The 26,833-nt window shown below is 46.9% G+C and carries 18 protein-coding genes, 1 tRNA gene and 1 pseudogene; 12 read left to right on the top strand and 8 right to left on the bottom strand.

The window, feature by feature from the left end; translation table 11 throughout:
* Positions 1 to 226: 226 nt before the first annotated feature.
* From ACE1CM_RS33065 to gmk, 3 genes are all read left to right on the top strand, one after another.
* Positions 227 to 1,114 carry a hypothetical protein gene (locus tag ACE1CM_RS33065; RefSeq protein ID WP_374883123.1) on the top strand — a complete coding sequence of 296 codons (888 nt, stop codon included), beginning with the start codon at positions 227 to 229 and terminating at the stop codon, positions 1,112 to 1,114.
* 252 nt (positions 1,115 to 1,366) lie between these two features.
* Complete coding sequence (gene nrdJ, locus ACE1CM_RS33070; RefSeq protein ID WP_374883205.1) at positions 1,367 to 3,403, top strand: ribonucleoside-triphosphate reductase, adenosylcobalamin-dependent; 2,037 nt, start codon at positions 1,367 to 1,369, stop codon at positions 3,401 to 3,403.
* Positions 3,404 to 3,710: 307 nt separating this feature from the next.
* A complete protein-coding gene (gene gmk, locus ACE1CM_RS33075) occupies positions 3,711 to 4,274 on the top strand; it encodes a guanylate kinase (protein WP_374883124.1) in 564 nt (187 codons plus the stop codon).
* A 106-nt stretch (positions 4,275 to 4,380) separates the two neighbouring features.
* Here the strand turns inward: gmk and ACE1CM_RS33080 are convergent, their stop codons facing one another.
* The gene (locus ACE1CM_RS33080; RefSeq protein WP_374883125.1) at positions 4,381 to 4,878 is read right to left on the bottom strand and encodes a photosystem I reaction center subunit XI; all 498 of its coding nucleotides are present in this window, start codon (positions 4,876 to 4,878) and stop codon (positions 4,381 to 4,383) included.
* Positions 4,879 to 5,425: 547 nt separating this feature from the next.
* Positions 5,426 to 5,560 carry a photosystem I reaction center subunit IX gene (locus tag ACE1CM_RS33085; protein ID WP_374883126.1) on the bottom strand — a complete coding sequence of 45 codons (135 nt, stop codon included), beginning with the start codon at positions 5,558 to 5,560 and terminating at the stop codon, positions 5,426 to 5,428.
* Between the two features lie 246 nt (positions 5,561 to 5,806).
* On the opposite strand from ACE1CM_RS33085, the gene ACE1CM_RS33090 reads away from it, so the two are divergent.
* Positions 5,807 to 5,971 (top strand): hypothetical protein, encoded by a 165-nt coding sequence (locus tag ACE1CM_RS33090; protein ID WP_374883127.1) that lies wholly within the window; start codon positions 5,807 to 5,809, stop codon positions 5,969 to 5,971.
* 29 nt (positions 5,972 to 6,000) lie between these two features.
* On the opposite strand, the gene psaJ is transcribed toward ACE1CM_RS33090, so the two are convergent.
* Together psaJ and ACE1CM_RS33100 are read right to left on the bottom strand one after the other, a co-directional pair.
* Positions 6,001 to 6,129 (bottom strand): photosystem I reaction center subunit IX, encoded by a 129-nt coding sequence (psaJ, locus tag ACE1CM_RS33095; protein ID WP_374883128.1) that lies wholly within the window; start codon positions 6,127 to 6,129, stop codon positions 6,001 to 6,003.
* 34 nt (positions 6,130 to 6,163) lie between these two features.
* On the bottom strand, positions 6,164 to 6,661 hold the full coding sequence (locus ACE1CM_RS33100; protein WP_374883129.1) for a Photosystem I reaction center subunit III: 498 nt from the start codon (positions 6,659 to 6,661) through the stop codon (positions 6,164 to 6,166).
* Positions 6,662 to 6,841: 180 nt separating this feature from the next.
* On the opposite strand from ACE1CM_RS33100, the gene tsaD reads away from it, so the two are divergent.
* The 3 genes from tsaD (at position 6,842) to ACE1CM_RS33115 (ending at position 17,278) form a co-directional block, all read left to right on the top strand.
* Positions 6,842 to 7,897, top strand: a complete 1,056-nt coding sequence (tsaD, locus tag ACE1CM_RS33105) for a tRNA (adenosine(37)-N6)-threonylcarbamoyltransferase complex transferase subunit TsaD (protein ID WP_374883130.1) — start codon at positions 6,842 to 6,844, stop codon at positions 7,895 to 7,897.
* 195 nt (positions 7,898 to 8,092) lie between these two features.
* A complete protein-coding gene (locus ACE1CM_RS33110) occupies positions 8,093 to 16,009 on the top strand; it encodes a PAS domain S-box protein (RefSeq protein ID WP_374883131.1) in 7,917 nt (2,638 codons plus the stop codon).
* 3 nt (positions 16,010 to 16,012) lie between these two features.
* On the top strand, positions 16,013 to 17,278 hold the full coding sequence (locus tag ACE1CM_RS33115) for a sensor histidine kinase (protein ID WP_374883132.1): 1,266 nt from the start codon (positions 16,013 to 16,015) through the stop codon (positions 17,276 to 17,278).
* A gap of 222 nt (positions 17,279 to 17,500) precedes the next feature.
* Here the strand turns inward: ACE1CM_RS33115 and ACE1CM_RS33120 are convergent, their stop codons facing one another.
* The 3 genes from ACE1CM_RS33120 to ACE1CM_RS33130 form a co-directional block, all read right to left on the bottom strand.
* On the bottom strand, positions 17,501 to 19,222 hold the full coding sequence (locus tag ACE1CM_RS33120) for an EAL domain-containing protein (RefSeq protein ID WP_374883133.1): 1,722 nt from the start codon (positions 19,220 to 19,222) through the stop codon (positions 17,501 to 17,503).
* Positions 19,223 to 19,452: 230 nt separating this feature from the next.
* Positions 19,453 to 20,349 carry an alpha/beta fold hydrolase gene (locus ACE1CM_RS33125; RefSeq protein WP_374883135.1) on the bottom strand — a complete coding sequence of 299 codons (897 nt, stop codon included), beginning with the start codon at positions 20,347 to 20,349 and terminating at the stop codon, positions 19,453 to 19,455.
* A gap of 165 nt (positions 20,350 to 20,514) precedes the next feature.
* Positions 20,515 to 21,234 (bottom strand): hypothetical protein, encoded by a 720-nt coding sequence (locus tag ACE1CM_RS33130; RefSeq protein ID WP_374883206.1) that lies wholly within the window; start codon positions 21,232 to 21,234, stop codon positions 20,515 to 20,517.
* 222 nt (positions 21,235 to 21,456) lie between these two features.
* On the opposite strand from ACE1CM_RS33130, the gene ACE1CM_RS33135 reads away from it, so the two are divergent.
* From ACE1CM_RS33135 to ACE1CM_RS33155, 5 genes and pseudogenes are all read left to right on the top strand, one after another.
* Positions 21,457 to 21,984 carry a GNAT family N-acetyltransferase gene (locus ACE1CM_RS33135; protein WP_226572474.1) on the top strand — a complete coding sequence of 176 codons (528 nt, stop codon included), beginning with the start codon at positions 21,457 to 21,459 and terminating at the stop codon, positions 21,982 to 21,984.
* Between the two features lie 50 nt (positions 21,985 to 22,034).
* Positions 22,035 to 22,108 (top strand) — tRNA-Pro (locus ACE1CM_RS33140).
* 248 nt (positions 22,109 to 22,356) lie between these two features.
* On the top strand, positions 22,357 to 23,466 hold the full coding sequence (locus tag ACE1CM_RS33145; protein ID WP_374883136.1) for a tyrosine-type recombinase/integrase: 1,110 nt from the start codon (positions 22,357 to 22,359) through the stop codon (positions 23,464 to 23,466).
* Positions 23,467 to 23,917: 451 nt separating this feature from the next.
* Positions 23,918 to 24,796, top strand: a pseudogene (locus tag ACE1CM_RS33150) (RNA-guided endonuclease InsQ/TnpB family protein); the annotation flags it as partial.
* A 10-nt stretch (positions 24,797 to 24,806) separates the two neighbouring features.
* Positions 24,807 to 24,935 (top strand): hypothetical protein, encoded by a 129-nt coding sequence (locus ACE1CM_RS33155; RefSeq protein WP_374883137.1) that lies wholly within the window; start codon positions 24,807 to 24,809, stop codon positions 24,933 to 24,935.
* 20 nt (positions 24,936 to 24,955) lie between these two features.
* On the opposite strand, the gene ACE1CM_RS33160 is transcribed toward ACE1CM_RS33155, so the two are convergent.
* Positions 24,956 to 26,293 carry an ABC transporter substrate-binding protein gene (locus tag ACE1CM_RS33160; protein ID WP_374883138.1) on the bottom strand — a complete coding sequence of 446 codons (1,338 nt, stop codon included), beginning with the start codon at positions 26,291 to 26,293 and terminating at the stop codon, positions 24,956 to 24,958.
* Positions 26,294 to 26,833 lie beyond the last annotated feature (540 nt).

Here is a 26,833-nt window from a genome sequence, read left to right on the forward strand (position 1 = left end):
TAGGCACTGCCACGACATCAAAACCAAACGAGACGGTACTCATGACAAGAGCCAAATCATTGAGGAGCCGTGTGATGCGAAAGTATCACGCACGGTTCTGAAGCCGAGTCACGTTGGCGACAATGTGGCTTAGGGTAATACAGACTGGATCGAAAAACCCGAAAATTTCTCCGGTGGCTATAACTGCACCAGTACCAATGTCGTCGATTGGCGTGCCTTTGGCTTGATGATGGATCTGGCAATGATGGGCTGCGGTACAGGAGCGGTTCTAGAACCTAAATATATCAATCAACTGCCAGCTATTCGCAATCATCTGAATGTCATCTTACAGGGTGAAATTGGCTCGACTGCACCAGAATTACGTCGGGAAGAAACCGAAGTCAAGATTGCAGGAAATCAAGTCTATATCCAGGTAGGAGACAGTCGGCAAGGTTGGGTCAAATCTTATCAAACCCTCCTGGAATTATCCACAGATGAACGGTTTACAGAAGAAGTTCAAGTCATCATCGATTTGAGCGATGTTCGTCCAGCGGGAGAAGCACTCAAAGGCTTTGGTGGGGTAGCAAATCCGGTCAAGTTGTCAGAACTTTATGGGCGGTGCGCGGCTATTTTAAATAAAGCCATCGGACGGCAATTAAATTCAGTTGAATGCTGTTTGTTAATTGATGAAGCAGCCGTAGTTGTCGTTGCCGGAAATGTTCGCCGGTCAGCTGGCATTAGGCAAGGATTGAGCGATGATGAATTGTTTGCAAATGCGAAGGCAAACCTCTGGCAACAGGATGATTTGGGCAACTGGAGAATCGATCCAGAACGAGATGCACTTCGCATGGCAAATCACTCTCGCGTTTTTCACCACAAGCCAACCCTAGAAGAATGTATAGATGCTGTTCGTTTGCAATATTACAGCGGCGAGGGAGCTATTCAATGGGCTGGTGAAGCTATTGCTAGAGCAAATAGCGACATTTTTAGCAACCCTGAAGTTAAAGCTGATTTTATCAAAGCTTATGCCCTTGGCAACGGTCAGAAATGGCTGCAAGAGCATTTTCCTCAAATGCCTGCAAGCGAACTAGAACATCGCTTACAGCGCTATGGTTTAAACCCGTGTGGTAGGTAATTTTGCCTCACGTTAAAAACCCCGCAAAATCGGTGAAAGCTGAGATGCTAATACCGAGGTAATCAAAGAAATTAAAAAGTCTTTGACACCGTAGAGCGTACTAGGTGAACCTTCTTTTCAGAAGAATAAAATCCTGGCAAGAGTGTGGGGCATTTGCAGATAGCAAGTGAAAATGTACGCCGAGCTACAGGGAAAATAAGAACCTGTAGAACTAGAGGATAAAAAGCCTCTAGGGTAACAAAACTGGAAATTATTGGCTCTAACTTTCATTGCGTAAGTGGCAATACGCTGCTAATTACCAGAGACGGAATGCATAAAATTAAGGAGGTTGTAGGAACTGAAATTGAAATTTGGAATGGGAAACGATGGAGTAAAGTAACGCCCTTTAAGACGGGGAGCGGACGCAAACTCTATCGCGTCAGGTTTGGCGATGGTTCTTATCTGGATGCCACAGAATATCATCGGTTTTTTGTCAAGGATACCTTTGGTAAAGTTTACAAAGAAGTTCAAACCAAAGACTTGATGGATACGAGCCAATATGCTATTCACACAGAACCATTCACGATTGAATATGAGGATGGCTTAAATGTCGCTGCAAGTTACGCTTACACTCTGGGAGTAGCGGTAGCAGATGGGACGACAGACCAAAATGATAATGCCAAAATTCGCCTTTATGAAAACAAGGCAGCTTTATCTGTAGTGGGAAACAAATCTCCTGAAAGAACTTATGGCTATTTACCCACTTCTACAGATGTAACCGACTTAGGTTTCTCCGGAGAGTTTGTCAAAAGCTTAAAAACAAATCCAGAAACCCTGAATGCAATCGCTAGCTGGAATCGTCAAGCAATTTTGCATTTTATCGCGGGTTTAGCCGATACAGACGGCTCAAATACGAAGAGCAACGGCATCAGGATTTACATCTCTGACTACGATCGCGCTTACAGAATTCAGTTACTGCTGACAAAATGCGGTATCCGTTCATCGCTGAATCTTTGCGATCGCCAAGGGTCAATTACTAACTATGGTGTCAGAAATCGGGATTTGTATTACTTGCAAATTACTGACTGTGCTGAGAGCCCTTGCCAGGGTTTGGATGTTAGCAAAGGAACGGAGGCTAAGCACAAAGGTCAATGGCAAGTTGTCAGAAGTGTTGAAGAATTACCCGGAATTCACGACACTTACTGCTTTAACGAACCAGAGTTTCATAAGGGAGTTTTCGGCAATACCCTAACTGGAAACTGCAATCTTTCTGAGGTACATCTCAATCAAATTGAACCCAACAATTATCAAGAACAAGAGAAAGCATTCGCAGCAGGAGCATTATCTGTAGCCGTTTTGCTCAATCATAAATTTGTTGAGCCTCGCTACCAATACAGTCGCGAATTAGACCCGATTGTTGGCGTTTCTTTTACAGGGTTATTTGACTTTTTTGTCAAGGCTTTTGGGGTAGATTGGTTGCGGTGGTGGGAAGAAGGTCGTCCCGCAACCGAACAGGGATTAGAATTTAAACGGCGGGAAGAAGAATATCTCACCCGTTGGCAAGATATCGTGCATCGGGTGGTGTGGGATTATTGCGATCGCCATAACCTAAAACGCCCCAATCGCTGTACAACCGTGCAACCAAGTGGTACAAAATCCCTCCTCACAGGTGCTTCGCCCGGATGGCACCCACCCAAAGCACAGCGTTTTATTCGTCGCGTCACTTTCCGGAAAAATGACCCCGTAGCACTCGCTTGCATTGAATACGGATATAACGTCGTTCCCTCTCAATCTGATAAAGATGAAAACGGCAATCTGTTAAACGATCCGTTCGATCCAAGATGCACAGAATGGCTGGTGGAAATTCCGGTTTCTGTACCTTGGGCTGATTTACCGGGTGCCGATGAAATTGAGATTAGCAAGTTTTCAGCCTTGGCACAAATGGACTTTTACATGCAAGTCGAAAAATTCTATACTCGACACAACACTTCTGCGACTATAGAGCTAAGAGAAAACGAAATAGAGGCTTTAGGTGGTCGAATCTACGAAGCAATCAAGGACGATCAAGGCTATATTTCAGCCGCACTTCTGGCACGGTTTGACGATCTCCAAACCTTCCCGCGTTTGCCGTTTGAACCCATCGACAAACAAACCTACGAACAGTTAACGCGAGAAGTAAAAAATCGCCGCAAAACCGATGATTTTTTTGCCGCATTGAGTCGCTATGACTTAGGTGAAATGGCAGAAGCAGGTCCAGCAGGTTGCGATTCTGATAAGTGTCTCATGCCTGACCAACCATCAGGTTCTTAACTATTTGGAGGCAGAGCCTCCTTGTCTCGTTCCCAGGTTCAACCTGGGAACCAAAAAGCCCCCCTTGCCAAGGGGGGTTGGCGGGATCGAGGCCCAACCAAAAAGCCCCCCTTGCCAAGGGGGGTTGGCGGGATCGAGGCCCAACCAAAAAGCCCCCCTTGCCAAGGGGGGTTGGCGGGATCGAGGCCCAACCAAAAAGCCCCCCTTGCCAAGGGGGGTTGGCGGGGATCGAGGCCCAACCAAAAAGCCCCCCTTGCCAAGGGGGGTTGGGGGGGATCGATCAGCAACTACAAATAACGAATTAACGATGCAAAAAATGCAAGGTAGATTGATTGTTTTAACAGGACCAAGTGGTGTGGGGAAAGGAACTTTGTTGCGAAGTCTCCTGCAACGCCACCCCGAATTATACTTTTCTGTATCTGCTACTACCCGCGCTCCTCGTGCGGGAGAAATTTACGGACAGCATTACTATTTCACCAGCCGCGAGCAATTTCAGGAGATGATAAAAAATGGGGAATTATTAGAATGGGCTGAATTTGCCGGGAATTGTTACGGCACGCCTAGAAAGGCTGTAGAAGCACAAATTGCTCAAGGTCAATCGGTGATTTTAGAAATAGAATTAGAAGGGGCAAGACAAATTAAACAAACTTTTCCTAGCGCCTTGCGGATTTTTGTTTTACCGCCCAGTGAAGCTGAATTAGAGCGGCGGATTCGCAGTCGGGGGACTGATAGCGAGGAAGCGATCGCGCGTCGTCTCCGTCGTGCTAAAGAAGAAATTGCTGCCGCCAATGAATTCGATATCCAGATTGTCAATGACGATTTGGAAAAAACATTAGACCGCCTTGAAGCGGCTATATTTTCCACAAGTTAGGGGTGGAAAACTGTTGCAGGACTTACGCAAAGAAACCGGGTTTCTATGAAAAACAGATATACGCAGAAACCCGGTTTCTAGGAGCGGTTACCAACCCCTAAGAATTTTACGCACCAAAACTGCCGAAAGCTTGGAACACTCCAGACTTGAAGGCTAAGCAAAGTACGTAAGCGAAGGCTGCACCGCCAATTCCGCCCACGAGAAAACCACTGGAGAAATCAGTCCAGCCTTCCTGTGTTGAGAATGAAGCGGGAGCTTCGGGTAACGGGTCTACTACCACAGGTTTTGGTGGATTGCTATTTGCGTATAACGACATCGCTAAGGACGCAATCACAATCAACAAAATGGCTTCAATTAAACCCACGACATCTGCCACTTTGGAAAGGCGGAATTGACTCGTATAGGCAAATGGCCCAAACAGCCAATACCCGTGAGCCATGCCTACTTCCAAACCGCGACGCAGGGGCGATAAACCCTTGCGATAGGCAGGCAGGTTACCCAGGAAAGCCTTGCTAAAACCCGAACCATTAATCGGTGTTACCAAATTTCCGGTTTGGGGATCTCCAGCAGCGTAAACCAATTCTCGATTTCTTGGATCGCTCATCTAAAACCTCACGGGAACGTGGAAACCACCATCTTTTAAGTGGTGGATAAAACGTGACACGGCATTTTTAAATGCCACCCCCGGAAGGGGGTGGAGGGGTATGGTAGCCCCTCCTGGGGATATGGTTTTCCCCATTTCACCCATTACTCGGGTAAAGTTAGCCAAGGCCATTGTTATCGGTCGGTACTATCTCAAAAGCACTGTCTTACCCCTCGTAAAACTGTTTAACCCTTGAGTTCTAGAGCAAGGAACTGGCTACGTATTCCCTGGTAGGAATTTGAACGCTTACCGATAACTTCGTTTCCCCGTTTTCGGGACTTAGGCTGGTCAGCTACCTAAAGATTTGAGGCTAAAAGGCCCCGCCTCTTTAGAGCGGGGTGCTGACAATTGCTATTTAGTGCAGGTTTTGGCTTTATTTTATAGTGATAGGTACACTTCTTCCACCAGCTTTCCCATTGACGTTAAAAAACTTAATTATTTACAAACATATCAAGAGATGATTTAATTACCCCGCCCAAACGAGTTTGGACGGGGTAGGTCATGCCTGTTATGGCATTGGGTGGAAAAGCAGGTCTGGGAAATAATAGTTAAACACAATCAAGAGAACTGCTTGTAGCGACAGCCAAACCGTTGCTAAGACGGGGACAGTCGAAAGATACCTCAATAAATATTTTTGCTGCATTGAACGAGCCTCTCAAAATCGCCTCTCTCCTCAAACTAGCGTGGCGAGCGCTCAACTTCTTCATCCTTAGTAAATATGTCTTTAGTGATAATTATTACTGCTTACCACCCGCAGGTTGTGAAATAGGACTTACGCCAGGGCGTGCTTATCACCAAAGTTTCTACGTATATTTTTCGTTGCCAAACCAACGATTTTTCATAGAAACCCGGTTTCTACGTATATCTTTCGTTGCCAAACCAACGATTTTTGATAGACACAAAGGTGATTTGCCTGGGTGCTGTGAAATTGATGAAACTTGCGATCGCTACCCGCTTCTGTTCTAGGTGCGATCGCAAGTTTCATCCGTTACTGAATCTCAGGATGCCCAGATTTGCGATTGTCCTCATCAGTTATGAAGCTGAGAAGTCCTAACTAAGAACAATCTCAAATCCATATGACTTTTATGGCATCGGGTGGAAAAGTAGATCTGGGAAAAAGCGATTAAATTCAATCAAAATTCCAGCCGTAATGGTCATCCAAGCAGCAGCCAACACAGGGGCTGAAGAAAGATACCGCAGCAAATCTTTCATGAAATTTTCCTCCTGGTGATAGTCTCAACCTAAACTAGCGGGGCGAAACGGGGATTTCGCTGTCTTTAGCAGTCAGTTTGCCACTGGTCAGTTCTCCAACCGCTGCCAAAGGCCATGCAAACCCTGTCAGCATCTTGGAAATAGCCAAAGGTACATCGATGATGATTTCCTTTTCTTCGGGGTTCTTTTCTTTCTTAATCGCTTGCAGATAAGAGCGACCTACCCAACCAATCCACCCGGTGATGTAAAGGAACAGAATGCTGGGAATCAGAAAATCACCTGCACGGTCTAAGCTACCATCCACGATCAGGTGGGGCAACCCTTCGGGGCCGCACATCGCCTGAGAATAACGCTCAAAGCGCTTCTTGCCCGACTCTGGGTCTGCCGTCGTGTTGCGCGCGGTTTGTGCCCGTTCCAGGAAAGCAGGGGATTCCTTGCAAGGTACTAGAACTGCGGATTCTTGAGCAGACGCCGTGGGAGCAAAACTAAACCAGAGACCGACTGCTACAAGTAAAGCCAACAATCGTCGCATGGATTGTTTCCTTGTGTTACAAAACAATAAATTTTTCGTCGAAAAAGCCGAGAACGTTTGTTACATTCAAAATGGCTGAACTAGGAAGCCATCATACTCTTGCCGGGAATCCCAGTAAAGTTCGAGCTAATAAAAGTTAAAGTTTCTCAAAGTCCCCCTCTAGTCCAGGAAAAGCTTGTAATGGCGACGGTGCTAGCGATAGAAACAAGTTGCGATGAAACCGCCGTGGCGATTGTTAACAATCGTGAAGTTATCTTCAGCGTCATCGCGTCCCAAATTCCAGTCCACCAGCAGTATGGCGGCGTGGTGCCGGAAGTGGCTTCGCGGCAACATTTGGAGACAATCAATCAGGCGATCCGAGACGCCCTAGAAAATTTTGGCACCAATTGGTCTCAAATTGATGGCATCGCCGCCACCTGCGCCCCTGGTTTGGTTGGCTCGCTCCTCGTCGGGCTAACCGCCGCCAAAACCCTCGCCCTCGTCCATCAGAAACCGTTTCTAGGCGTCCACCACCTGGAAGGACATATCTACGCCTCCTACCTCTCCCAACCAGATTTACAGCCCCCCTTCCTCTGCCTGCTCGTTTCTGGCGGACACACGAGCTTGATTTATGTCAAAGATTGTGGTATATACGAAACCCTCGGACAAACCCGCGATGACGCCGCCGGGGAAGCCTTCGACAAAGTGGCAAGGTTGTTGAATTTGGGTTATCCCGGTGGCCCAGTCATCGACCGACTGGCAAAACAAGGCAATCCCGCAGCATTTGCGCTGCCGGAAGGAAAGGTTTCCTTACCCAATGGGGGATATCATCCCTACGATTCGAGTTTTAGCGGTTTAAAGACAGCCGTGTTGCGGTTGGTGCAAAAATTACAGCAAGAAGGCATTGACCCCTTGCCGGTGAACGACATCGCCGCCAGCTTTCAAGATACAGTTGCGCGTAGCCTTGCCAAACGCGCCGTAGCTTGTGCTTTGGATTATGGGTTACATGCGATCGCCATCGGGGGTGGTGTCGCTGCTAACAGCGGACTCCGCCAGCACCTACAAGCTGCCGCAGTTGAGCATAACCTGCACGTGATGTTTCCTCCCCTGAAATACTGTACTGATAACGCCGCCATGATTGGTTGTGCCGCTTGTGACCATTTGAACAGGGGACATACTTCGCCGTTAACGTTAGGCGTGCAGTCTCGGCTGGCAATTACCGACGTGATGCAGCTTTATTCGGGTCACGGGGCATAGGTAAAAAGGGGCGCGCTACTGGTTGCGATTTACACATGGGAATCTAGCGGCTCCGCCCGCTATTGGCGAAACTCACCACAGAATTGTTAAATTTTGTATTGAGTGATAAATACAGGTGGCAAACAAAAAGCGCCACCAGCGCCATTTTTGCACTTGCGATCCGCCTTAAAAAATATTCCCATAAAATCCAAGCATATGAAATCGCTGCTCAAAAAACTCTTTGCGTCGCGCCGCTTAGAATATCTCATCCTGGAGCGGAACTTACTGATCCAAGAAATGTCATTAGGCGTACAACAATTTGCCTATTATCCCGAGCAAGTTACCATGGGCAGCGATGTGCGTCTAGGCTTTCCCGTAATGATTGGATTTGAGGATTTCCTCATTGATGTCCTGGAAGGACGGCAGGTTAGTTTCGAGTTAAAAGATATTGAGCAAACTTCAGCTAATGGTGCTTCTGGGTCGATTGATATTTGTGTGGTCGGATTGCCAGATGACGAGACTTTATTAAATAGATTTTTGATTGTATTTGAAAGTGCAAATAACGAGGAATTATTAAATAAATTTTTTTTAAATCGCGGCAATGAAGCCGTGCTTTTATTAAACGCTTTATCTAGATATCGAAGTTATATTAATAAAATTATTGCTTCAATTGCAGATGCATTAATAGTAACGACAAGAACGGGAAAAATTAAAAAAGTTAATCTAGCGGCTCAACAGTTATTTGGTTATCATGAATCTGAATTAATTGGAGAGTCAATCTTCCAAATTATTGCCGAGAATTTATGGCAGCATACGGCAAGTGAAAACCAATTTATATCTCAAGTAGAATTGTTTAAAGATGTTGAAGTAGTTTGTTTGAAAAAAACCGGCGAACAGCTAAACATTTCCTTTTCTTGTTCGGCAATTCAAACTGAGGGAGAGGATGCCGAAGATTTTATTTATATTGGACGGGATTTGACCGAGCGAAAAGCGGCTGAAATAGCCATCGGTAAAATGAATGCCGATCTGGCGCAAAGGGTAGAAGAACAAACCCTAGAATTAAGGCAGACTATCAAACGATTAAAAAATGAAATAGCCTCGCGAAAACAGATAGAATTAGCCCTGAGAGAAAGCGAATCGCGACTTTCTAACCTGCTCAACTCGCTGCAAGATGTGGTTTGGTCGGTAGCAGCGAGTACGTTTGAAGCACTTTATCTCAATCCAGCCACAGAAACACTGTACCAACGCCCCGTAGTGGAATTTTACTACAATCCATATCTTTGGTTAGAAGTGATTCATCCGGAAGATCGCTCGCGAGTTGCATCGACTTTTCCCACCATCTTGGAAACAGGAAATATAGAAATGGAATACCGGATTATCCGCCCAAACAAAGAAGTGCGGTGGGTGAATAACCGGGCGCAAGCAATCAAAGATGAAACTGGGGAAACAATTCGCATCGATGGGATTATCACCGATATTACCGAACGCAAGCTATCAGAAATTGCGCTGCAAAATATCGTCGCCGGAACAGCTTCAGTCACTGGGGAAGAATTTTTTCCAGTTTTGGTGCAGTATTTAGCGACGGCACTGGGCGTTCGCTATACCTTTGTGAGCGAACTGATAGATGTTCAACAGCAGAAATGGCAGACGATTGCCTGGTGGGATAGCCACGCTCTTGGGGAAACTTTAGAATACAACATTACTGGCGGACCGTGCGAAATCGTCGTCAAGGGAAAAAAAGCCTGTTATTTTCCAGACCGCTTGCAGGAATTATTCCCAGAAATATCATTACCAACGAGATTGCGCGCCGATTGTTACTTGGGAGTTCCCCTGTTAGACACCGCCCAAAACGTGATTGGCAATTTGTGGATTCTCAACGATAAACCCCTGATCGATGAAGACCGCACCCAATCAGTTATCAGCGTATTTGCCGCGCGGGCAGCAGCAGAACTGGAACGGAAAAAAGCATTAAAAGCCTTGCGTGAATCCCACGATGAATTAGAAATTCGAGTCCAAGAACGCACCGCCGATCTTTACGCCGCAAACCAATCCCTCAAGTTAGAAATTGCCTCCCGCGTGCAGGTAGAAGCCGCATTGCGCGCCAGCGAGTATCGCTATCAAACCTTAGCTAATTTATCGCCGGTAGGAATATTTCATACCGATGCTCAAAGCCGCTGCTTATATGTCAACAATCGCTGGTGCGAGATTACCGGAATTGCCCTCAAACCAGCAATGGGGGATGGATGGATGCACGCCATCCATCCCGAAGATCGCTCCCGCGTCCAAACCCACTGGTATCGCTGCACACAAGAAAATTTACCCTTTGCTACCGAAACGCGGTTTCAGCGTCCCGATGGCAGCTGCTTGTGGGCATTTGTTCAAGCAGTGGCGCAGCAGGGGAACGACGGACAAGTCGTAGGCTACATCGGCACCGTGACCGATATTACCTACCGCGTTGAGTCAGAACAAGCTCTGCAAAGAAACGCTGCCGAAATTCACGATCTGTATAACAACGCTCCCTGTGGGTATCAATCCCTCGACAGCGATGGCAGATTTATCCGCGTCAACGATACCGAACTCAAATTATTGGGTTATACCCGCGACGAGTTGATTGGCAAGCGATTTGCCGACTTGCTGACATCCCACAGCAGGCAAATTTTCCGCAAAATTTTCCCCCGCTTCAAACAACGCGGCTGGGTGCAGGATTTAGAGTTGGAGTTAGTTCGCAAGGATGGCAAAGTTGTTCCTGTCAGCTTGTCCGGAACCAGGGTTAAAGATGACGGCGACAATTTTCTCATGACGCGCTCCACGATATTTGACATCACCGAGCGCAAACGAGCAGAAGCAGCACTGCGGGAGAGTCAGGAACGGTTCAGAAGCGCGTTTGAGTATTCGGCGATTGGTATGGCATTGGTATCGCCCCAGGGTCATTGGTTGCAGGTCAACCCAGCCTTATGCGAGATAGTGGGTTACTCGGAATCAGAGTTGCTCAAGCTGACATTTCAAGATATTACCCATCCCGAAGATGTGGAAGCTAGCCTGGACTATTTGCACCAAGCCCTCTATGGGGAAATTGGCACATACCAGATGGAGAAGCGCTACATCCACAAACTCGAGCAAATCGTCTGGGTGCAGTTAACTATCTCGACCCTACGGGATACCCAGGGGCGAGTGCTGTACTTAATTGCCCAAATTCAGGACATTACCCAGCGAAAAACCGCTGAAGCCGCCCTGCGGGAAAGGGAACGGCGCATCAGAAGGCATCAGGAAGGACTGATGGCACTGTCTAAGTGCGAGTCGCTATACACCGGCGACTTGAAACCAGCGTTGCAAAATATTACCCAAATTGCAGCGATCGCACTCAGAGTACAGCGGGCGAGCATCTGGTTCTTCAACGACGACCGTTCCAAACTCCGCTGCGCCGACCTCTACGAATTCACCACCCTCCAGCATACATCTGGCTGGGAAATTGCTGCTGTTGACTATCCTGGATATTTTGAAGCCTTGGAGTCAGATAACATTATCGCCGCCGACGATGCCCACACCGACCCTCAAACCCAGGAATTTAGCGCCGCTTATCTGACGCCTTTAGGTATTACCTCGATGTTAGACGTGCCGATTCGCGTCGCCGGAGAGACAATCGGCGTCATCTCTCACGAACAGATTGGCTCGGCGCGTAGCTGGGCGCTGGAAGAGCAGAACTTTGCCAGTTATTTAGCTTATATGGCGAGTCTGGCGATTGAATCGCGCGATCGCGCCCAAGCAGAAAAAGACTTACTACTCGCTCAAGAACGCCTGCAATATCTGCTAACCTCTAGCCCAGCCGTCATTTATAGCCGCAAAGCATCCGACGATTACAGTACGACCTTCGTCAGCGATAACGTCAAAACCCTGGTGGGATACGAAGCGCGGGAATTCCTAGAAGATGCCAGTTTCTGGAAAAACCACATCCACCCGGAAGATGTGGAAAGAGTCTTTGCCGAATTACCCCGCTTGTTCGAGCCTGGTTATCACCGCCACGAATACCGCTTCCAATGCGCCGACGGCACAACTCGCTGGATGCGCGACGAGAGCAAGTTGGTGCTAGATAAAGCCGGTAATCCCCTGGAACTCATCGGTTATTGGGCAGATATCACCGATCGCAAGCAAGCCGAATCAGACTTAGCCAAAACCGTATCCCTGCTACAAGCAACTTTTGATTCTACCACAGACGGGATACTCGTGATTGACCGAGCGGGAAAAATTGCGACATTTAATCGCAAATTCCAACAAATGTGGCAGCTTCCAGATGAAATAGTCGCCACGCGAGATAACGCAGCGACGATCTCGTTTGTCCTCGATCAACTGCAAGACCCCCAAGCATTTGTGCAAAAAATAGAAGAAATCTACTCCCTGCCGGATAGGGAAACCTACGAATTGTTGGAATTTATTGATGGGAGAGTATTCGAGCGCTATTCTATGCCCCAGCGAGTGGGAGAAAACATTGTCGGTCGGGTATGGACTTTTCGCGATATTACCGCTCGCAAGCTGGCACAAGAAATTTTGGCGAAACGCGATCGCTATCTCGCTGCCTTGGTGGAAGTGCAACTGCGACTGCTAGCTGATGAGGGCGATCGCAACTGCTACAAGTCAATATTGGAACCCCTAGGACGCGCTTCAGGAGCCAGCCGCGTCTACGTCTTTGAAAACCACGCCTGCGTCACAGGACGCCTCTACATGAGCCAGCGCGCCGAGTGGTGTGCCTCTGGCATTGCTGCGGAAATCGACAACCCAGACTTGCAAAACTGCCCTTACGACGAATTTTTCCCCCGTTGGGCGCAAGTATTGGCGCAAGGCGAAGTTATTGCCAGCAAAATTGCCGATTTTCCCGCCGAAGAGCGTTTAATTTTAGAACCCCAGGGCATTCTTTCCATCCTAGTTTTACCTTTATTGGTTAATAATCAGTTTTTTGGTTTTATTGGCTTCGACGAATGCGTCACTTGCCGGACTTGGGAGCCGTTAGAAATAGATTTATTGCGGAGTGCGGCAGCAGCAATTTCCCTCCGTCAAGAGCGCAAGCTGGCTTTATCAGCGCTTTCTGAAAGCGAGAATAAATATCGCTATGTCGTGAACAATTTAAGAGAAGTTATTTTTCAAAAAGATGTACAGGGCTGCTGGACTTTTCTCAATCCCGCTTGGACAGAAATAACTGGATATGAAATAAAAGAAAGCTTGGGTCGTCATTTCCTAGAATTTATTCACCCCGATGACCATTCGCTGACTTTAAATCAATTCAACGCTTTAATGTCCTCCCACGTCGATTCCACCCGATACGAAGTGCGCTGCCAAACTAAAAATGGCAGCTACCGCTGGATTGAAGTGCAAGGGCGAGTCAACCAGGCCGCTGACGGGACATTTTTGGGATCTTCCGGCACGCTCAACGACATTACAGACCGCAAGCGCATAGAGCAAGCCATCGAACAAGAGCGGCAACAATTGCGGCAAATTATTACCAACGCACCCGTTGCGATCGCTATGTTCGATACCTCAATGCGCTACATCGCCCACAGCAATCAATGGCTAACTGATTACCATCTCGAAGGGCAATCTCTCATCGGGCGATCCTACTATGACGTTTTCCCCAATCTGCCAGAGGAAATTAAAGCCATTCATCAGCGCGCTTTACAAGGTGAGGTAATCTCCAAACCAGAGGACGTTTGGGAACAACCCAATGGCGGCAAAATTTACCTGCGTTGGGCCGTCCAACCTTGGTACATCGGCAATGGGGCAGGGGAGATCCAGAGCTCTGGAGCTCTGGATCAGGGGAGAGTACACATTCAAATGCCCACCTGCACACCTGCACACCTGCACAAGAGCCCCCACGCCCCCTCTCCCCATCCCCAAATTGGCGGTATCGTCATCGCGACTCAAATAATTAACGAATTGGTAGAAGCACGGGAAGCCGCCTTAGAAGCTTCGCGGATGAAATCCCAATTTCTCGCCAACATGAGTCACGAAATCCGCACCCCCATGAATGGCGTCATCGGTTTAACCGATTTACTCCTATTGACTCCCCTCTCCCCCGAACAGCAAGACTTTGTCCAAACTCTCAAAGTCAGCGGACAAAGTCTGCTGATGCTGATTAACGATATTCTCGACGTCTCCAAGCTGGAAGTTGGGGAAATGCGGCTAGAATCTATTGACTTTGATTTGAAAATATGCATTGAAGAAGTCGTAGATTTGCTGACCACCCAAGCCGAATCTAAGGGACTAGAACTGTTTTCTTTAATCGACAGCAACGTCCCCAAATTGTTAACAGGAGACGCCACCCGCCTGCGCCAAGTGTTGATGAATCTGATCGGCAACGCCATCAAATTCACCCAGACCGGAGAAGTAGTGGTTCGTGTAGAGATATGCCAATACGGAGAAGAAGACGCGGGGACAGGGGGACAGGGTGACGCGGGGACAGGGGGACAGGGTGACGCGGGGAATGAAGAGGACAAGAGGATATGGGGAGATGCAGACGCGGGTAACTCTTCAATCAACTTCTTTGCGTCACCGCCTCACCGCGTCACCGCGTCCTCTTCCCCCTTCTCCCCCACCACAGTTAAGCTGCGATTCAGCGTGCGAGACACAGGGATTGGCATTGCAGCGGCAGACATGGACAAACTGTTCCGGTCGTTTTCCCAAGTAGACGCCAGTACAACGCGCCAGTATGGAGGTACTGGCTTGGGATTGGCAATCTGCAAGCAATTGGTCGAGCTGATGGGGGGTGAAATTGGCGTTGAAAGTCAACTGGGAGTGGGGTCAACCTTCTGGTTTACGGCAACGTTGGCGCAAAAGCCAGACCCCTTACCCTCCCCAGTATCCTTGCCTTTCGAGCGCCCCAACGTGAGGCTGTTAGTGGTGGATAGTAACGCCACCCATCGCCAGGTGGTGCTATCTTATGTCAACTGTTGGGGAATACAAGCGGACGAAGCAGAAGATGGCGCCAGCGCGATTGCCATCGTCCAACAAGCAGAGCAACAGGGTCAACCCTACGATGTCGCCTTGCTGAGCCTAAATATTCCAGGCATGAATCGGGAATTGCTCGCTCAACTCGTCGGATGCCCGCCTAGCTCTTTTGGGACTAAATGGATTTTAATGACTTCGCTTGGGCAGCGCAGTCAAGTTATCAACCCCCAAGCGCTAGGATTTGCGGGTCATTTAACGACGCCGGTAAAAGCCTCGCGCCTGTTAGACTGCCTGATGAATGTATTGAGTCCTGCTTCAATAATCAACTCTCAGTCAGAATTAATTAGTAACCAATCCTCAGTCATGGGGGATGAAAAACCTTCTCACCCATCACCAAAAAACCTCAAAATTCTGCTGGTGGAAGACACCCCAGTCAACCAAAAAGTCGCGCTCAATCTACTCAAAGTGCTGGGTTATGAAGCAGACTGCGTCAGCAATGGTCAAGAAGCCCTCGACCGACTCGCACAAATCAACTACGACATCGTGTTAATGGATTGTCTCATGCCCATCCTCGATGGCTACAAAACCACCCAAGCCATCCGCCAAAGGGAAGCTCAATCCCGCCATACCGTAGTCATTGCCATGACTGCCAACGCCCTCAAAGGAGAACGAGAAAAGTGCTTAGCATTAGGTATGGACGACTATATCAGCAAACCGATTAAGCTCGATGTCTTGGCGGCTGTTTTGGAACGCTACAGCACTTCCGAAAAGCAGAGCGCTTCTGGGGGAGATTTAGAACAAAAAACTGGCTCCAGTTCCTCTAATTTTGCCATCCCAGAAGCCACATCCCCTCCAGAACCCGTAGATTTAGAGCGCCTGCAAGAAATCACCAGAGGCGATACAGAATTTCAACTCGATCTTTTGCAAACTTTTATGGAAGATGCTCAGACTTACATAGCACAAATTAAGCTAGCGATCCAAGAAGAAGATTGTGTAGCGCTGGCTCGTCATGCTCACCAACTTAAAGGAGGAAGCGCGATGGTAGCTATCCGAACTATGCCAGAATTAGCTCAGCAACTGGAAACTCAGGCTCAAGAAAATCGCCTCGAGAAAACTGCCGAGTTCGTAGACCAGTTGGAAACTATTCTGTTGCAGGTTAAAACTTTTACAGATAATTGGTCACTCACAATTAATCCATAAGTGATGTCAAAAATTCTTGTAGTCGAAGATGATTCGGCAACTCGCTTATTTCTCAAACGCGACCTCCAGATCGAAGGCTATCAAGTCACTGTGGCTAAGGATGGTGAAGAAGGGCTGCTGCAAGCAACTCAGATACAACCCGATCTGATTATTTGCGATTGGGTAATGCCATTGATGGATGGGATGGAGGTTTGTCGTCGGGTCAAAGCCGACCCTAATTTAGCAACTACATTTTTTATTTTACTGACTGCGCGGGGAGAAGCGATCGCCGACCGAGTAGCAGGACTCGATGCTGGCGCTGATGAGTTTCTCTCTAAACCTATTGACCCCAACGAACTACAAGCACGGGTGCGCGCTGGCTTGCGACAGTACAATTTAAATCGCCAATTGAGTCAAGCGAATCAGCAACTAAGCCAAACTCTACAGGAGTTACAACAAACTCAGGCTCAATTAATTCAGAGCGAAAAAATGTCTAGCATGGTTCAAATGGTGGCGGGTATGGCTCATGAAATCAACAACCCAGTCACCTTTATTTACGGCAACCTCAACCATGCCAGCGTCTATATTCAAAACCTACTAGACTTAATCCACTTGTATCAAAAATCTTATCCCAAACCCGATGCAGAAATCCAAAAGCACGCCAGTGCAATCGATTTAGAATTTATAACCTACGATCTGCCAAACCTTTTAAATTCTATGAAAACCGGCGCCCAGCGGATTTTTCAAATTGTTCAGGACTTACGCAACTTCTCGCGTCTAGATGAAGCCGAATTAAAGCGGGTTGACCTCCACGAAGGAATTGATAATACCCTGGCATTTCTACAACATCGCCTCGATTCTGAAAGCCACAATTTTGCCATTCAAGTCGTCAAAGAGTACGGCAACTTGCCCTTGGTTGAATGCTATCCCAGACAACTCAATCAGGTATTCCTAAATATTCTTACTAATGCGATTGATTTTTTAGCAGAAAGTCATGGCAAAGAAAACCCATCACCCAAGCCGATGATTCAAATCCGCACTAAAGAAATCGATAACGATCGGGTGGAAATTAAAATTTTAGATAATGGGCCGGGAATGACAGAAAAAGTCCGCCAAAAACTGTTTGACCCTTTTTTTACGACTAAGCCTGTAGGTAAAGGGATCGGCATGGGGCTGTCAATTAGTTACCAAATTATTGTAGAAAAGCATGGCGGAAATTTGCGGTGTATTTCCTCTCCAGGACAGGGGGCAGAGTTCATCATTGAAATTCCGCTGCACCCATATAAATAAGGTAATTGGTAATTGGTAATTGAGTTATATCAAGTTTGCTAGCATCGGTTGTATATAGTCGATTGTGCAAAAACTGTTTTTTTCCCTCCCACCTACACAAGATCCCACCTGCACAAGAGCTAGCCAAACGCAACCGATGCTACCGGACACGATATTAAAAGACGGTGGAATCGTAACAATTACCGATTAGCTATTACCTATTATCAGTACCCTTGGATGCAACTAGCAACTTGGGTTAGTGTAGCTAATGATAGTTTGTTCGAGGACATTTGCTGGAACGGGGCTGCTGAAATAATAACCCTGCATCATATCGCATTGATGCTGGCGCAGAAATTCTTGTTGCTCGAAGGTTTCGACTCCTTCAGCGACTACTTTCAAATTCAAACTGTGAGCTAGTTGAATAATTGCGATCAAAATCGCAGCATTTTTGGAGTCTTCGGTGACGTTCCGCATAAAGGAACGGTCGATTTTTAATACATCAAATGGGAATTGTTGCAGATAGCTAAAAGAAGAGTACCCAGTGCCGAAATCATCTAAAGATAACTTAATACCGAGTGATTTGAGTTCGCGTAGCGTAGCAATTGCTGTTTCTGGATGCTTCACCACCGCACTTTCAGTTAATTCTAATTCCAAACAGCTTGGCTCTAAGTTAGTTGCCTCTAAAATCCGCAAAATTTTTTGACTTAAACCCAATTGATTAAATTGAATTCCCGATAAATTTACCGCCACTTTTAAGGAATACCCGGCTTTTTGCCAGATACCTGCTTGTTTACAAGCTGTCTGTAGCACCCATTCATTGAGAGGGATAATTAAACCAGATTCTTCCGCGATGGGAATAAATTCTAAGGGCGATATTAAACCTCGCTCTGGATGTTGCCAGCGGACTAACGCTTCGGCTCCTACCATACGTCCGGTTCGTAGGTCAATCTGCGGTTGATAGTATACGATAAATTCAGATCGTTCTAGAGCATGATGCAGGTTCATTTCCAGCATCAGGCGGTCGTAGGATTTTTCCGAGATATCTGCCGTGTAAAGCTGAAAGCGATTTCCTCCCAGTTGTTGAGCCACCTTCATGGCGGTATTAGCAGCTTTGAGCAGGCTATCGATATCGCTGCCATCCTCAGGATATAACGCCATGCCAATACTACAGGTGAGAAAAACTTCAAATCCCTCCAAATCAAAGGGTTGAGATAAAGTATCCAAGATACTTTGAGCAATGTTTGCAGCTTCTGGTCGAGTTGAGACAGGGGGTAAAATCAGAGCTAGTTGTTCGCTGTTGAGTCGCGCGAGGGTACCTACTTTACCTCCATAGGGCAGCAAGCGATCGCTCACCGCCTGCAATAATAAGTCGCTGTAGTCGGTTCCCAAACTGTGGATAAAGCGGTCGAGATGGTCTAAGCTGAGAACGGCAATCGGAATCGATTGGTGAGTTTGGAGTTTAGGCGCGAGTATTTGGTAAAATCGCTCGCGTAACAAGAGTCGATTTGGCAGGTTGGTCAGACTATCGTAGTAGACGACGTTATTAAACTTGGCGATCGCTTGTTGGAGTACCTCCTGCTGCTGTTTGGCGCGCATTTCTTGTTTAGCCAGCTGAGTGGCGATCGCGCTGAGCAATTCTTCTGTGGTAAAAGGCTTGGTAAGATAATCGTTGGCTCCCAACTCCATCCCCCGCCGCAGATCCGCGCGATCGTTTTGCGCCGTCAGGCAAATCACCGGAATCATCGCCGTCACCGGATCTTGCTGCAATCTCGACAGCACTTCGTAACCATCCATTTCCGGCATCCTGATATCACAAAGAATCAGATCGGGACATTCTTGTTTTGCCAGCTGCAATCCAATGCTGCCATTTTCGGCTCCAATTGCCTCATATCCTTCATTCTGCAACAATTTCAATATAAGTTTGCGACTAGCTCTTTCATCTTCTATTACTAAAATTTTTCTCATGGTTATCTATACCCCGACGTGACCGTTAGCTAGCCTGATGAAATGTCACTTTAAAAACATCAGGATTTACGCATTTACTGGTTTAGAATGCCCTATAGGTGCAGGTGGTTTAACTTGAACAAGAGCTATGATAGATAATCCCAGCTATCTGCGTAAATCCAGTAGCTCCTCTTACATCAATCAACGAGTTTACCGAACCGAGTTAGATAAAATAAAGCTTTCTCCCGTTTTTATCCAGGGTGATGAGAAAGAATATTGCGGATCTGAGTGGCGACGGCTTCTGGTTGTTCTACCATTGCCAAATGCCCGCAGTCCGGAATTTCGATCGCATTGTCACCACAGGCTTGAAACAGTTGGTGAAAGCTGGCTAAATGACGCACGTACTTCGGTTCCATGATAGTGTCTTTAGCACCGGCAATAAAATAAACCGGCTGCTTCAGTCGGGACACTAACTCTGGCAAGCGATTCACTTCGGCTTCTGTAGTCGAGTCAAGCAGGGTTCCTCTGGCGGCTTCTGGGTCAGCCATCACGAAATCAATTACCCGCTGGCGTCCCCAAGAACGTGCAATCGGACGCGCTACGCTGTCGCGGGTAAATACCAAATCAATCCCAGGCAAATTGCACAGCAAACGGGGGCGGAATTGCACCAAGCGCTCGCCTATGGCGCGAAATCGCTCAAAACCTTCCTTTAGATAAATGCCACCCCCGGCATTAAGGCAGATGACTCCCTTGACACAGTAGGGTAATTGTGCTGCTCCCCACAGCGCGATCGTGCCGCCCAGGGAGTGACCAATCAGCCACGCATTGGATATATTGAGTCTTTCCAGCAACAAGCCCAGATCGCGAGCGTAGGCAGCTGGGGCATAGCGGCAAGCCTTGTTGTCTGGCGTCAAGCTTACCGATGTTTCCTGACTGTTTAAGCCAGAAATCGGTATCGGCTGGGAATCACCAAATCCGCGCAGGTCATAACAAAGACATTGATAAGTAGGTGAGAGTTGGTCAACTAGGGGTTGCCAGTACCGGCGGCTTAAAAGCCAACCGTGAATAAACACGAGTACTTGGGGTTCCTCTGTGGGAGCGGTTAAATCGTAAGCGTGGGGGACTCCCAGGATATCGATGCTAGCCATATTTCGATCCTATCCTTGAACAGCCCTTGTTGACCGAATGTTGGAGACAAGGAACACAGCGGATAGGGACAGACTGAGGAGACATGGGAGATATGGCAATATTTTCCTTTTTGTCAAGCGTCCCCGCTGGATAAATTTTCGGCTTTTAAGTGCGCGTGCCATTTGTTACTGCCCCATCAATCTCAGACGCACGCTTTCGGCAATTTTTTGCCCCAGATAGTCTGGTATCAAGTTTTCATTCGGTCCCAACAGGTAAAGAATCAGGCGGGTTCGCCCTCGCCAAACGAGCAAATTGGCATTGATCACCAGCAGATCCTCTTGCCAGATCGTGTACATCACTTTGTAAAATAAACCGGGTTGGTTATCGGCCTCAATCAATAGCGCGGGTAGTTTAAACACGGGATCGACGTAGAATTCGGTTTCTACCTGTTCTAAACCAGCATCGAGATTGAATTCCACCGCCAGCATCTCTTCTACTTCAAACACCCCCGCCAGCGCTTCTCGAATCGCGCGACAGACATTATCTGCGGTTTTTTCTGTTAAAGCTTTGCTACCGCGAGACACCACCAGCTTGATAAACACCAACATCGGGGATTGGATTTGACCGTACAGGTTGAGGCTGTGGATAGTCAATCCGTAGGCAGCCAGCACGCCAAAAATATCGCTGAGCAAAAATGACTGGTTGCGGTAGGCAAAATGCAACGCACTTTTGCTACCCTCCGGTTTCATCTCAATCACTGCTCGCTTGGTTTTAAAGAGCTTATAGGCTAGCCGCAGGTTTTGCAGTTGGATCTCGCTGCTGACAAATTGCTCGTAGAACTGAGGAAACGACTTGTTAAAGCGTTTCAGGAGTTCCAGTGTTGATGATTTCAAACCCGTTTCCATCATTGGGGGTGCTGCATCTGGTGCTTACCAGGTCAAAGGCTAGCTAAAGGTTGAATTTCAACGCTGATGCGGGAAGTGGGGATCGCGTCCGCGTCCGCGTCATCTCCCATTCCCCTGCCTTTGGACTGACTTGATCGAGAAGCCAAACATTGAAGGGGATACGGGAGATATACTAACTATTACCGCCATCCAACGTCTTTTTACTACAATAACCACGGCTGCATGGGTTTTTGGAAAAGCTGGTTCAGCGAATCTGATACTGCCTCGACAACTGGGGCTACACAAATTGAAGAAGATGCGATCGCCCGTCCAGGTGACTTGAATAACCGCAATGGTCGCATCTTTTTCACTACTGACCGAGAGATTGACCTCTACGAATTAGAAGAACTCTGCGATGCGGTGGGTTGGTCCCGCCGTCCGCTGCGTAAAGTCAGAAAGGCCATTCAACACAGTTTTCTCGTCGTTTCCATGTGGGAAATGCGAGCAAACCGGCGGCGGCTAATTGGCTTTTCTCGCGCTACATCCGACCATGCGTTTAACGCGACGATTTGGGATGTAGTCGTTCACCCGGACTTCCAAGGTCAAGGTCTGGGTAAGTCTCTGATGAAATACACGATCAAAAAACTCCGCAGTGAGGACATTAGCAACATTACCTTATTCGCCGACCCCCATGTGCTAGATTTTTATCACGGTCTTGGGTTTATTTCCGATCCGGAGGGCATCAAAGGCATGTTTTGGTATCCCAATTAAACCAGCCCTAATTCCCATTCTGGAAAAAGTAGGTTATACTAGACAAGCGACGGGATGTAGCGCAGCTTGGTAGCGCGCGTGCTTTGGGAGCACGATGCCGCAGGTTCAAATCCTGTCATCCCGATGTTAAGTTTAAAACCCCGAAACCACTAAATAGCAAAGGTTTGGGGTTTTTTCATTTGCGGATAATCACCAGTAAATAGGCACGCGGGGTCAGAAACCCGGTTTTTTCGCAGATCTTTAACTTCCCAACTCGGGATTTTTCGTCAAAACCGGGTTTCTTTGGGTAAGTCCTATATTTTTGTTGATCGTTTGTTGAGGGTTGTGGTAGCCTACCTAATCATCGATCAACATTTGTGACAAGATTTGAACATGCAAACTCACTCAACAGCCTTTGAAACTAGAGCGCCTAGAGGCTCAGTTGTCGTTGACTCCCCCAGAGGCAGATTGCGCTTGCGACTTCCGAGATCCCTCTATCCCGGTCAACAAGCAAAGTACATCTCGTTGCAAATTGATGACACGCCAGAAAATAGGAAGATAGCAGAAGCAAAAGCTAGACAGGCAGAGCTAGACATCCAATCGAGTAACTTTGATTTTTCTGGGAACAAATATCGAATTTTCAATCATTTGACAGCAGTCCCTTCCTCCCAACCAGAAAAACCCAAACCAGTCTTAAGCCTTGCTGAACTGTGGGAAAGCTACACAGCTTACAAAACTCCTACGAGTTCTCCCAAAACCGTCTTAGATACATACGTCCCCCTGGGTAAACATTTTGCTAACGCTCCCCAGGTGCTAAACCAGTCCCTGGAGATTAAAATCTATCTGCTGGAGGTGACAACCGAACACATGGCGAGACGTTGCCTCATGCACCTCTCAGCAGCCTGTAAATGGGCTGTTAAGAATGGGATGCTAGATACCAACCCCTTTGAGGGAATGTACCGGGATTTAGCACCACCCAAATATAAGATAGAAGAGCAAGCAAATCCCTTCACGGCCCAGGAGCGCGATCTGATTATCGAAGCTTTTCAGACTCACAATGCCGGGAAGAAAGGCATTAGCTACAACTACTATACAAACTTTGTAAAATTTCTATTTTACACCGGCTGTAGACCCTCTGAAGCGGTAGGGTTGCGCTGGAAACACATCAGCGAGGATTGCTCTAGGATTACATTCTCCGAAGCAATTGTCAGGGCTGGCGGGAAAGCTTTAGTGCGGGAAACTACTAAAACTAAGAAAACCCGAAAGCTTTGTTTCCCGAAGAATTTACAGGAATTATTACTATCAATTAGAACGGAAAATTATCACCCTGAAACCTTAGTATTCCCTAACCGAGAAGGCAATCCAATTAACTACAATGACTTTAGTAGAAGAGCCTGGAAAACAGTCACAAAACTGGTTAACCTGAACCAAAAAAATGGGATGCCTACGACACCCTACAACTGTCAAGATACATTTATTACCTTACCAAAAAATTGGGTTTAAAGCCCCGTCCTTCTAGGACGGCTTTTCTTTAAATTGCGGATCAACTCCCTAAGTACGTCATTTTGAGTACGACTTGTTTCTGAGCAATACTCTACAAGCAGTTTATATTCCTCCTCCGAACATCTGATGGTTAATTTTTTCAGGCCGTCATATTGCCGTTAAATTATGCTATAATACTAGCATGAAAACACTAAAGTTTAAGTTGTACGAACACAAAAGGAATAGATACCTCAAACGGATGATTAACGCCGCAGGGGTGATTTATAACCATTGCATTGCTCTACATAGACGGTACTACCGGATGTGGGGCAAACACTTAAACTGTGCAAAAATTCAGTCACATATTGCTAAGTTAAGAAAACGTAATTCTTTCTGGCAATTAGTAGGTTCTCAAGCAGTACAAGATATCTGCCAGAGAATAGATAAAGCATAGAAATTATTCTTTAAAAACAACAAAAAAGGAGTAAGACCACCAGGCTTCAAGAAAGTCAAGAAATACAAATCATTCACCCTGAAACAAGCTGGTTATAAATTCTTAGGTGATAATAGAGTAAAAATTGGAAATCGGGTTTATCAGTTTTGGAAATCCAGAGAAATAGAAGGGAAGATTAAAACAATAACCATAAAACGCACTGCATTAGGCGAGTTATTTATGGTTGTCGTGGTGAGTAATGAGTCAGAACCAGAAATTAAATCAACGACTGGTAAAATAGCAGGGTTTGATTTTGGTTTGAAAACTTTCCTCACCTGTTCTGATGGAACTAAAATTGATTCACCAGAATTTATAAAACAATCTCTAAACGCCATTAAGAAAGCTAGTAGAAACCACTCCAAAAAGGTAAAAGGTTCAAATCATCGAGAACGGGCTAGAAAAAATTTAGTTCGCAAACATGAAGATGTTTGTCACCGTAGGCGTGATTGGTTTTGGAAATTAGCTCACACTTTGACTGACAAGTTTGATGTTTTATGTTTTGAGACGCTTAACCTCAAAGGTATGCAACGTCTCTGGGGTAGAAAAATATCAGACTTAGCTTTTGGAGAATTTCTGCAAATACTGGAATGGGTAGCCAAGGCGAAAAACAAACAGGTTATTTATATAGACCAGTGGTATCCATCCAGTAAAACTTGTTCTCACTGTGGGCATATTTTAGAACATCTAGATTTATCTGTGAGACAGTGGCGTTGTCCATCTTGTAATTCAGTGAATGGACGTGATGAAAACGCCGCTAGAAATATTTCAATGGTTGGGGCATCAACCATTGGGTTAGGTGATGTGAGACTGGCGGAAGCCAGCAATTGCTGTTTGACCCCAGAATCCCCACGCCTTTAGGCTGGGGAGTATGTCAAAAGCACTCCAGGGTAACTCAAGCGACACCATTGCTAGATGGGTAGGAAATACCCCTGAAGTAATACGAAAACATTATATTGATAAGCTAGCGCTGGAACACCTCAAACCTTCTGATATCTAGCTTTTTCCTGACTCAGGACTTTAAAATCCGCCGACGGTGATGGTATTTGTCACCTTGAGTTGCCCGTTATTGTCAATTGTCCAAACATCGTAACTGCCGACAACATCGCCTTGAGCATCGAAGTCTACTTTACCGCTCGCTCCCTGATAGTTGATCTCCTTACCTTGGCGGATTAGGGCAAGTGCTTGACAAACATCGGTAACTTCTTGTCCTGGAGGATTGGCAACAACGCGGATTTTGTCTTTAATCTCAGCACCAGCAGTCGATTTAGCTGCTTCGGCTGCTAGAACTAAAAGCGCGCCAGCATCCCAAGTGTTGGCGTCAAACACACCGGGTTGACGCTTATTGTAATTTGTTTGGTAGACTTCGCGAAACTGTTTTACCGCCGGTCCGGTTGTACTCGGCGCCGTCCCGATAACTCCAGATACAATAAACTTGCCCGCCGTATCTTTTCCCGCAAGTTCGGCAATTTTGGGGTCTTTCATCCCTTCTGTCATCAGCAGTTGCGTTTGTTTTCCCAGCAGTCCCTGTTGATAAGCTGTTCTGACGATAATACTGCCAGTTTCTGGATAAGCAACTAAAACAACCGCGTTTGGGTTCCCCCGAAAAGCTGCTGAGACTTCCGAGTCAAAAGTAGCACTCTGGGGCGGATAATAAGTCGGATTCGCCTGATTCACCACTTTGCCCCCAGCGGCTTCAAAAGCTGGGATAAACGATTGTACCAAGCCTTTCCCATAGTCGTTATTAATCGCCAGTACTGAAACTGATTTGTAACCTTTAGTACTAGCTAATTTAGCTAAAGCTTGACCCTGAAACGTATCGGGCGGGGCGGTGCGGAACCAAAATCCCTTGAAATCGCCTTTTTTAGCGCGTTCGGTAAAAACGGGGCTGGTGCTGGAGGGGGAAATTTGCACAACTTGGTTGCGTACTGCAATGTCAATTGCAGCACTCGAAACAGCACTCCCGGCTGCCCCAATGACTCCGGCGACCCGATCGACTTCGGCTAACTTGCTCATCGCCGCCGCACCCGCAGAAGGATTGGTTTGGTCGTCTTCTGAGATTAATTGTACGGGTTTGTTTAAAACGCCACCGCAGCTATTGACGGTTTTGACGAGCAAACTGGCACTATCCTGCATCGAAGAGCCAAACTGGGACAAGTCCCCAGTGATAGGTAAAAGCGTGCCAATTTTGAGTCCGCTGGGAGCGGTTTGACAACCTGATACGAGTAAGATTGAGGTTATAGCTCCTAGTCTGAGCAGGTGTCTTGCAACAGCGATTCTGCTTGGAAGAAGCTTCGCGAACGCACTTTGTTTATATTGAGGGTGGGAAGTATCCTCCCCAGAGGGATAATAATTCATATTTTTATTGCAATCGTTTAAAAGGGCTACAACGGTGGGAAGAAAAGTAGTTCAGAATTGATAATCACCAAGCTCTCAAAAGCAGGACCCAGGCAAAGAAACCGGGTTTCTAGGAAAAATCGTGGCTTTGTCACCAGAGTAAGCAGCAAGAAACCCGGTTTCTCGCAAAAATCGTCGCCCTCAAACCAGAGTAAGCAGCAAGAAACCGGGTTTCTCTGAAAAATCGTCGCTTTGAAACCAGAGATATGCCTCCCTTCCGCACTCGCGGAAGCAGTTTGAAACAAAGGTGATAGGTCGCCCAAGCATAAGTCCTGAAAATGATTGCTCAGAGCTTGCCAGCTTAATCTGCTTCCAACTGTAGCATCTATGAATACAGCCGACTGCTTTTGTACAGGATTTGTAGCATTTTGAGCGAGAATATACCATTACCTTGGAACTGGTCTGGCAAAAACTAAGTCTATATCTCTCAGGACTTAGGCAAAGAAACCGGGTTTCTCTGAAAAATCGTCGGTTTGGCAACCAAAGATCGCAGCTTGAAAC

The sequence above is a fragment of the Microseira sp. BLCC-F43 genome (assembly GCF_041929235.1).
Taxonomy (GTDB): Bacteria; Cyanobacteriota; Cyanobacteriia; order Cyanobacteriales; family Aerosakkonemataceae; genus Microseira.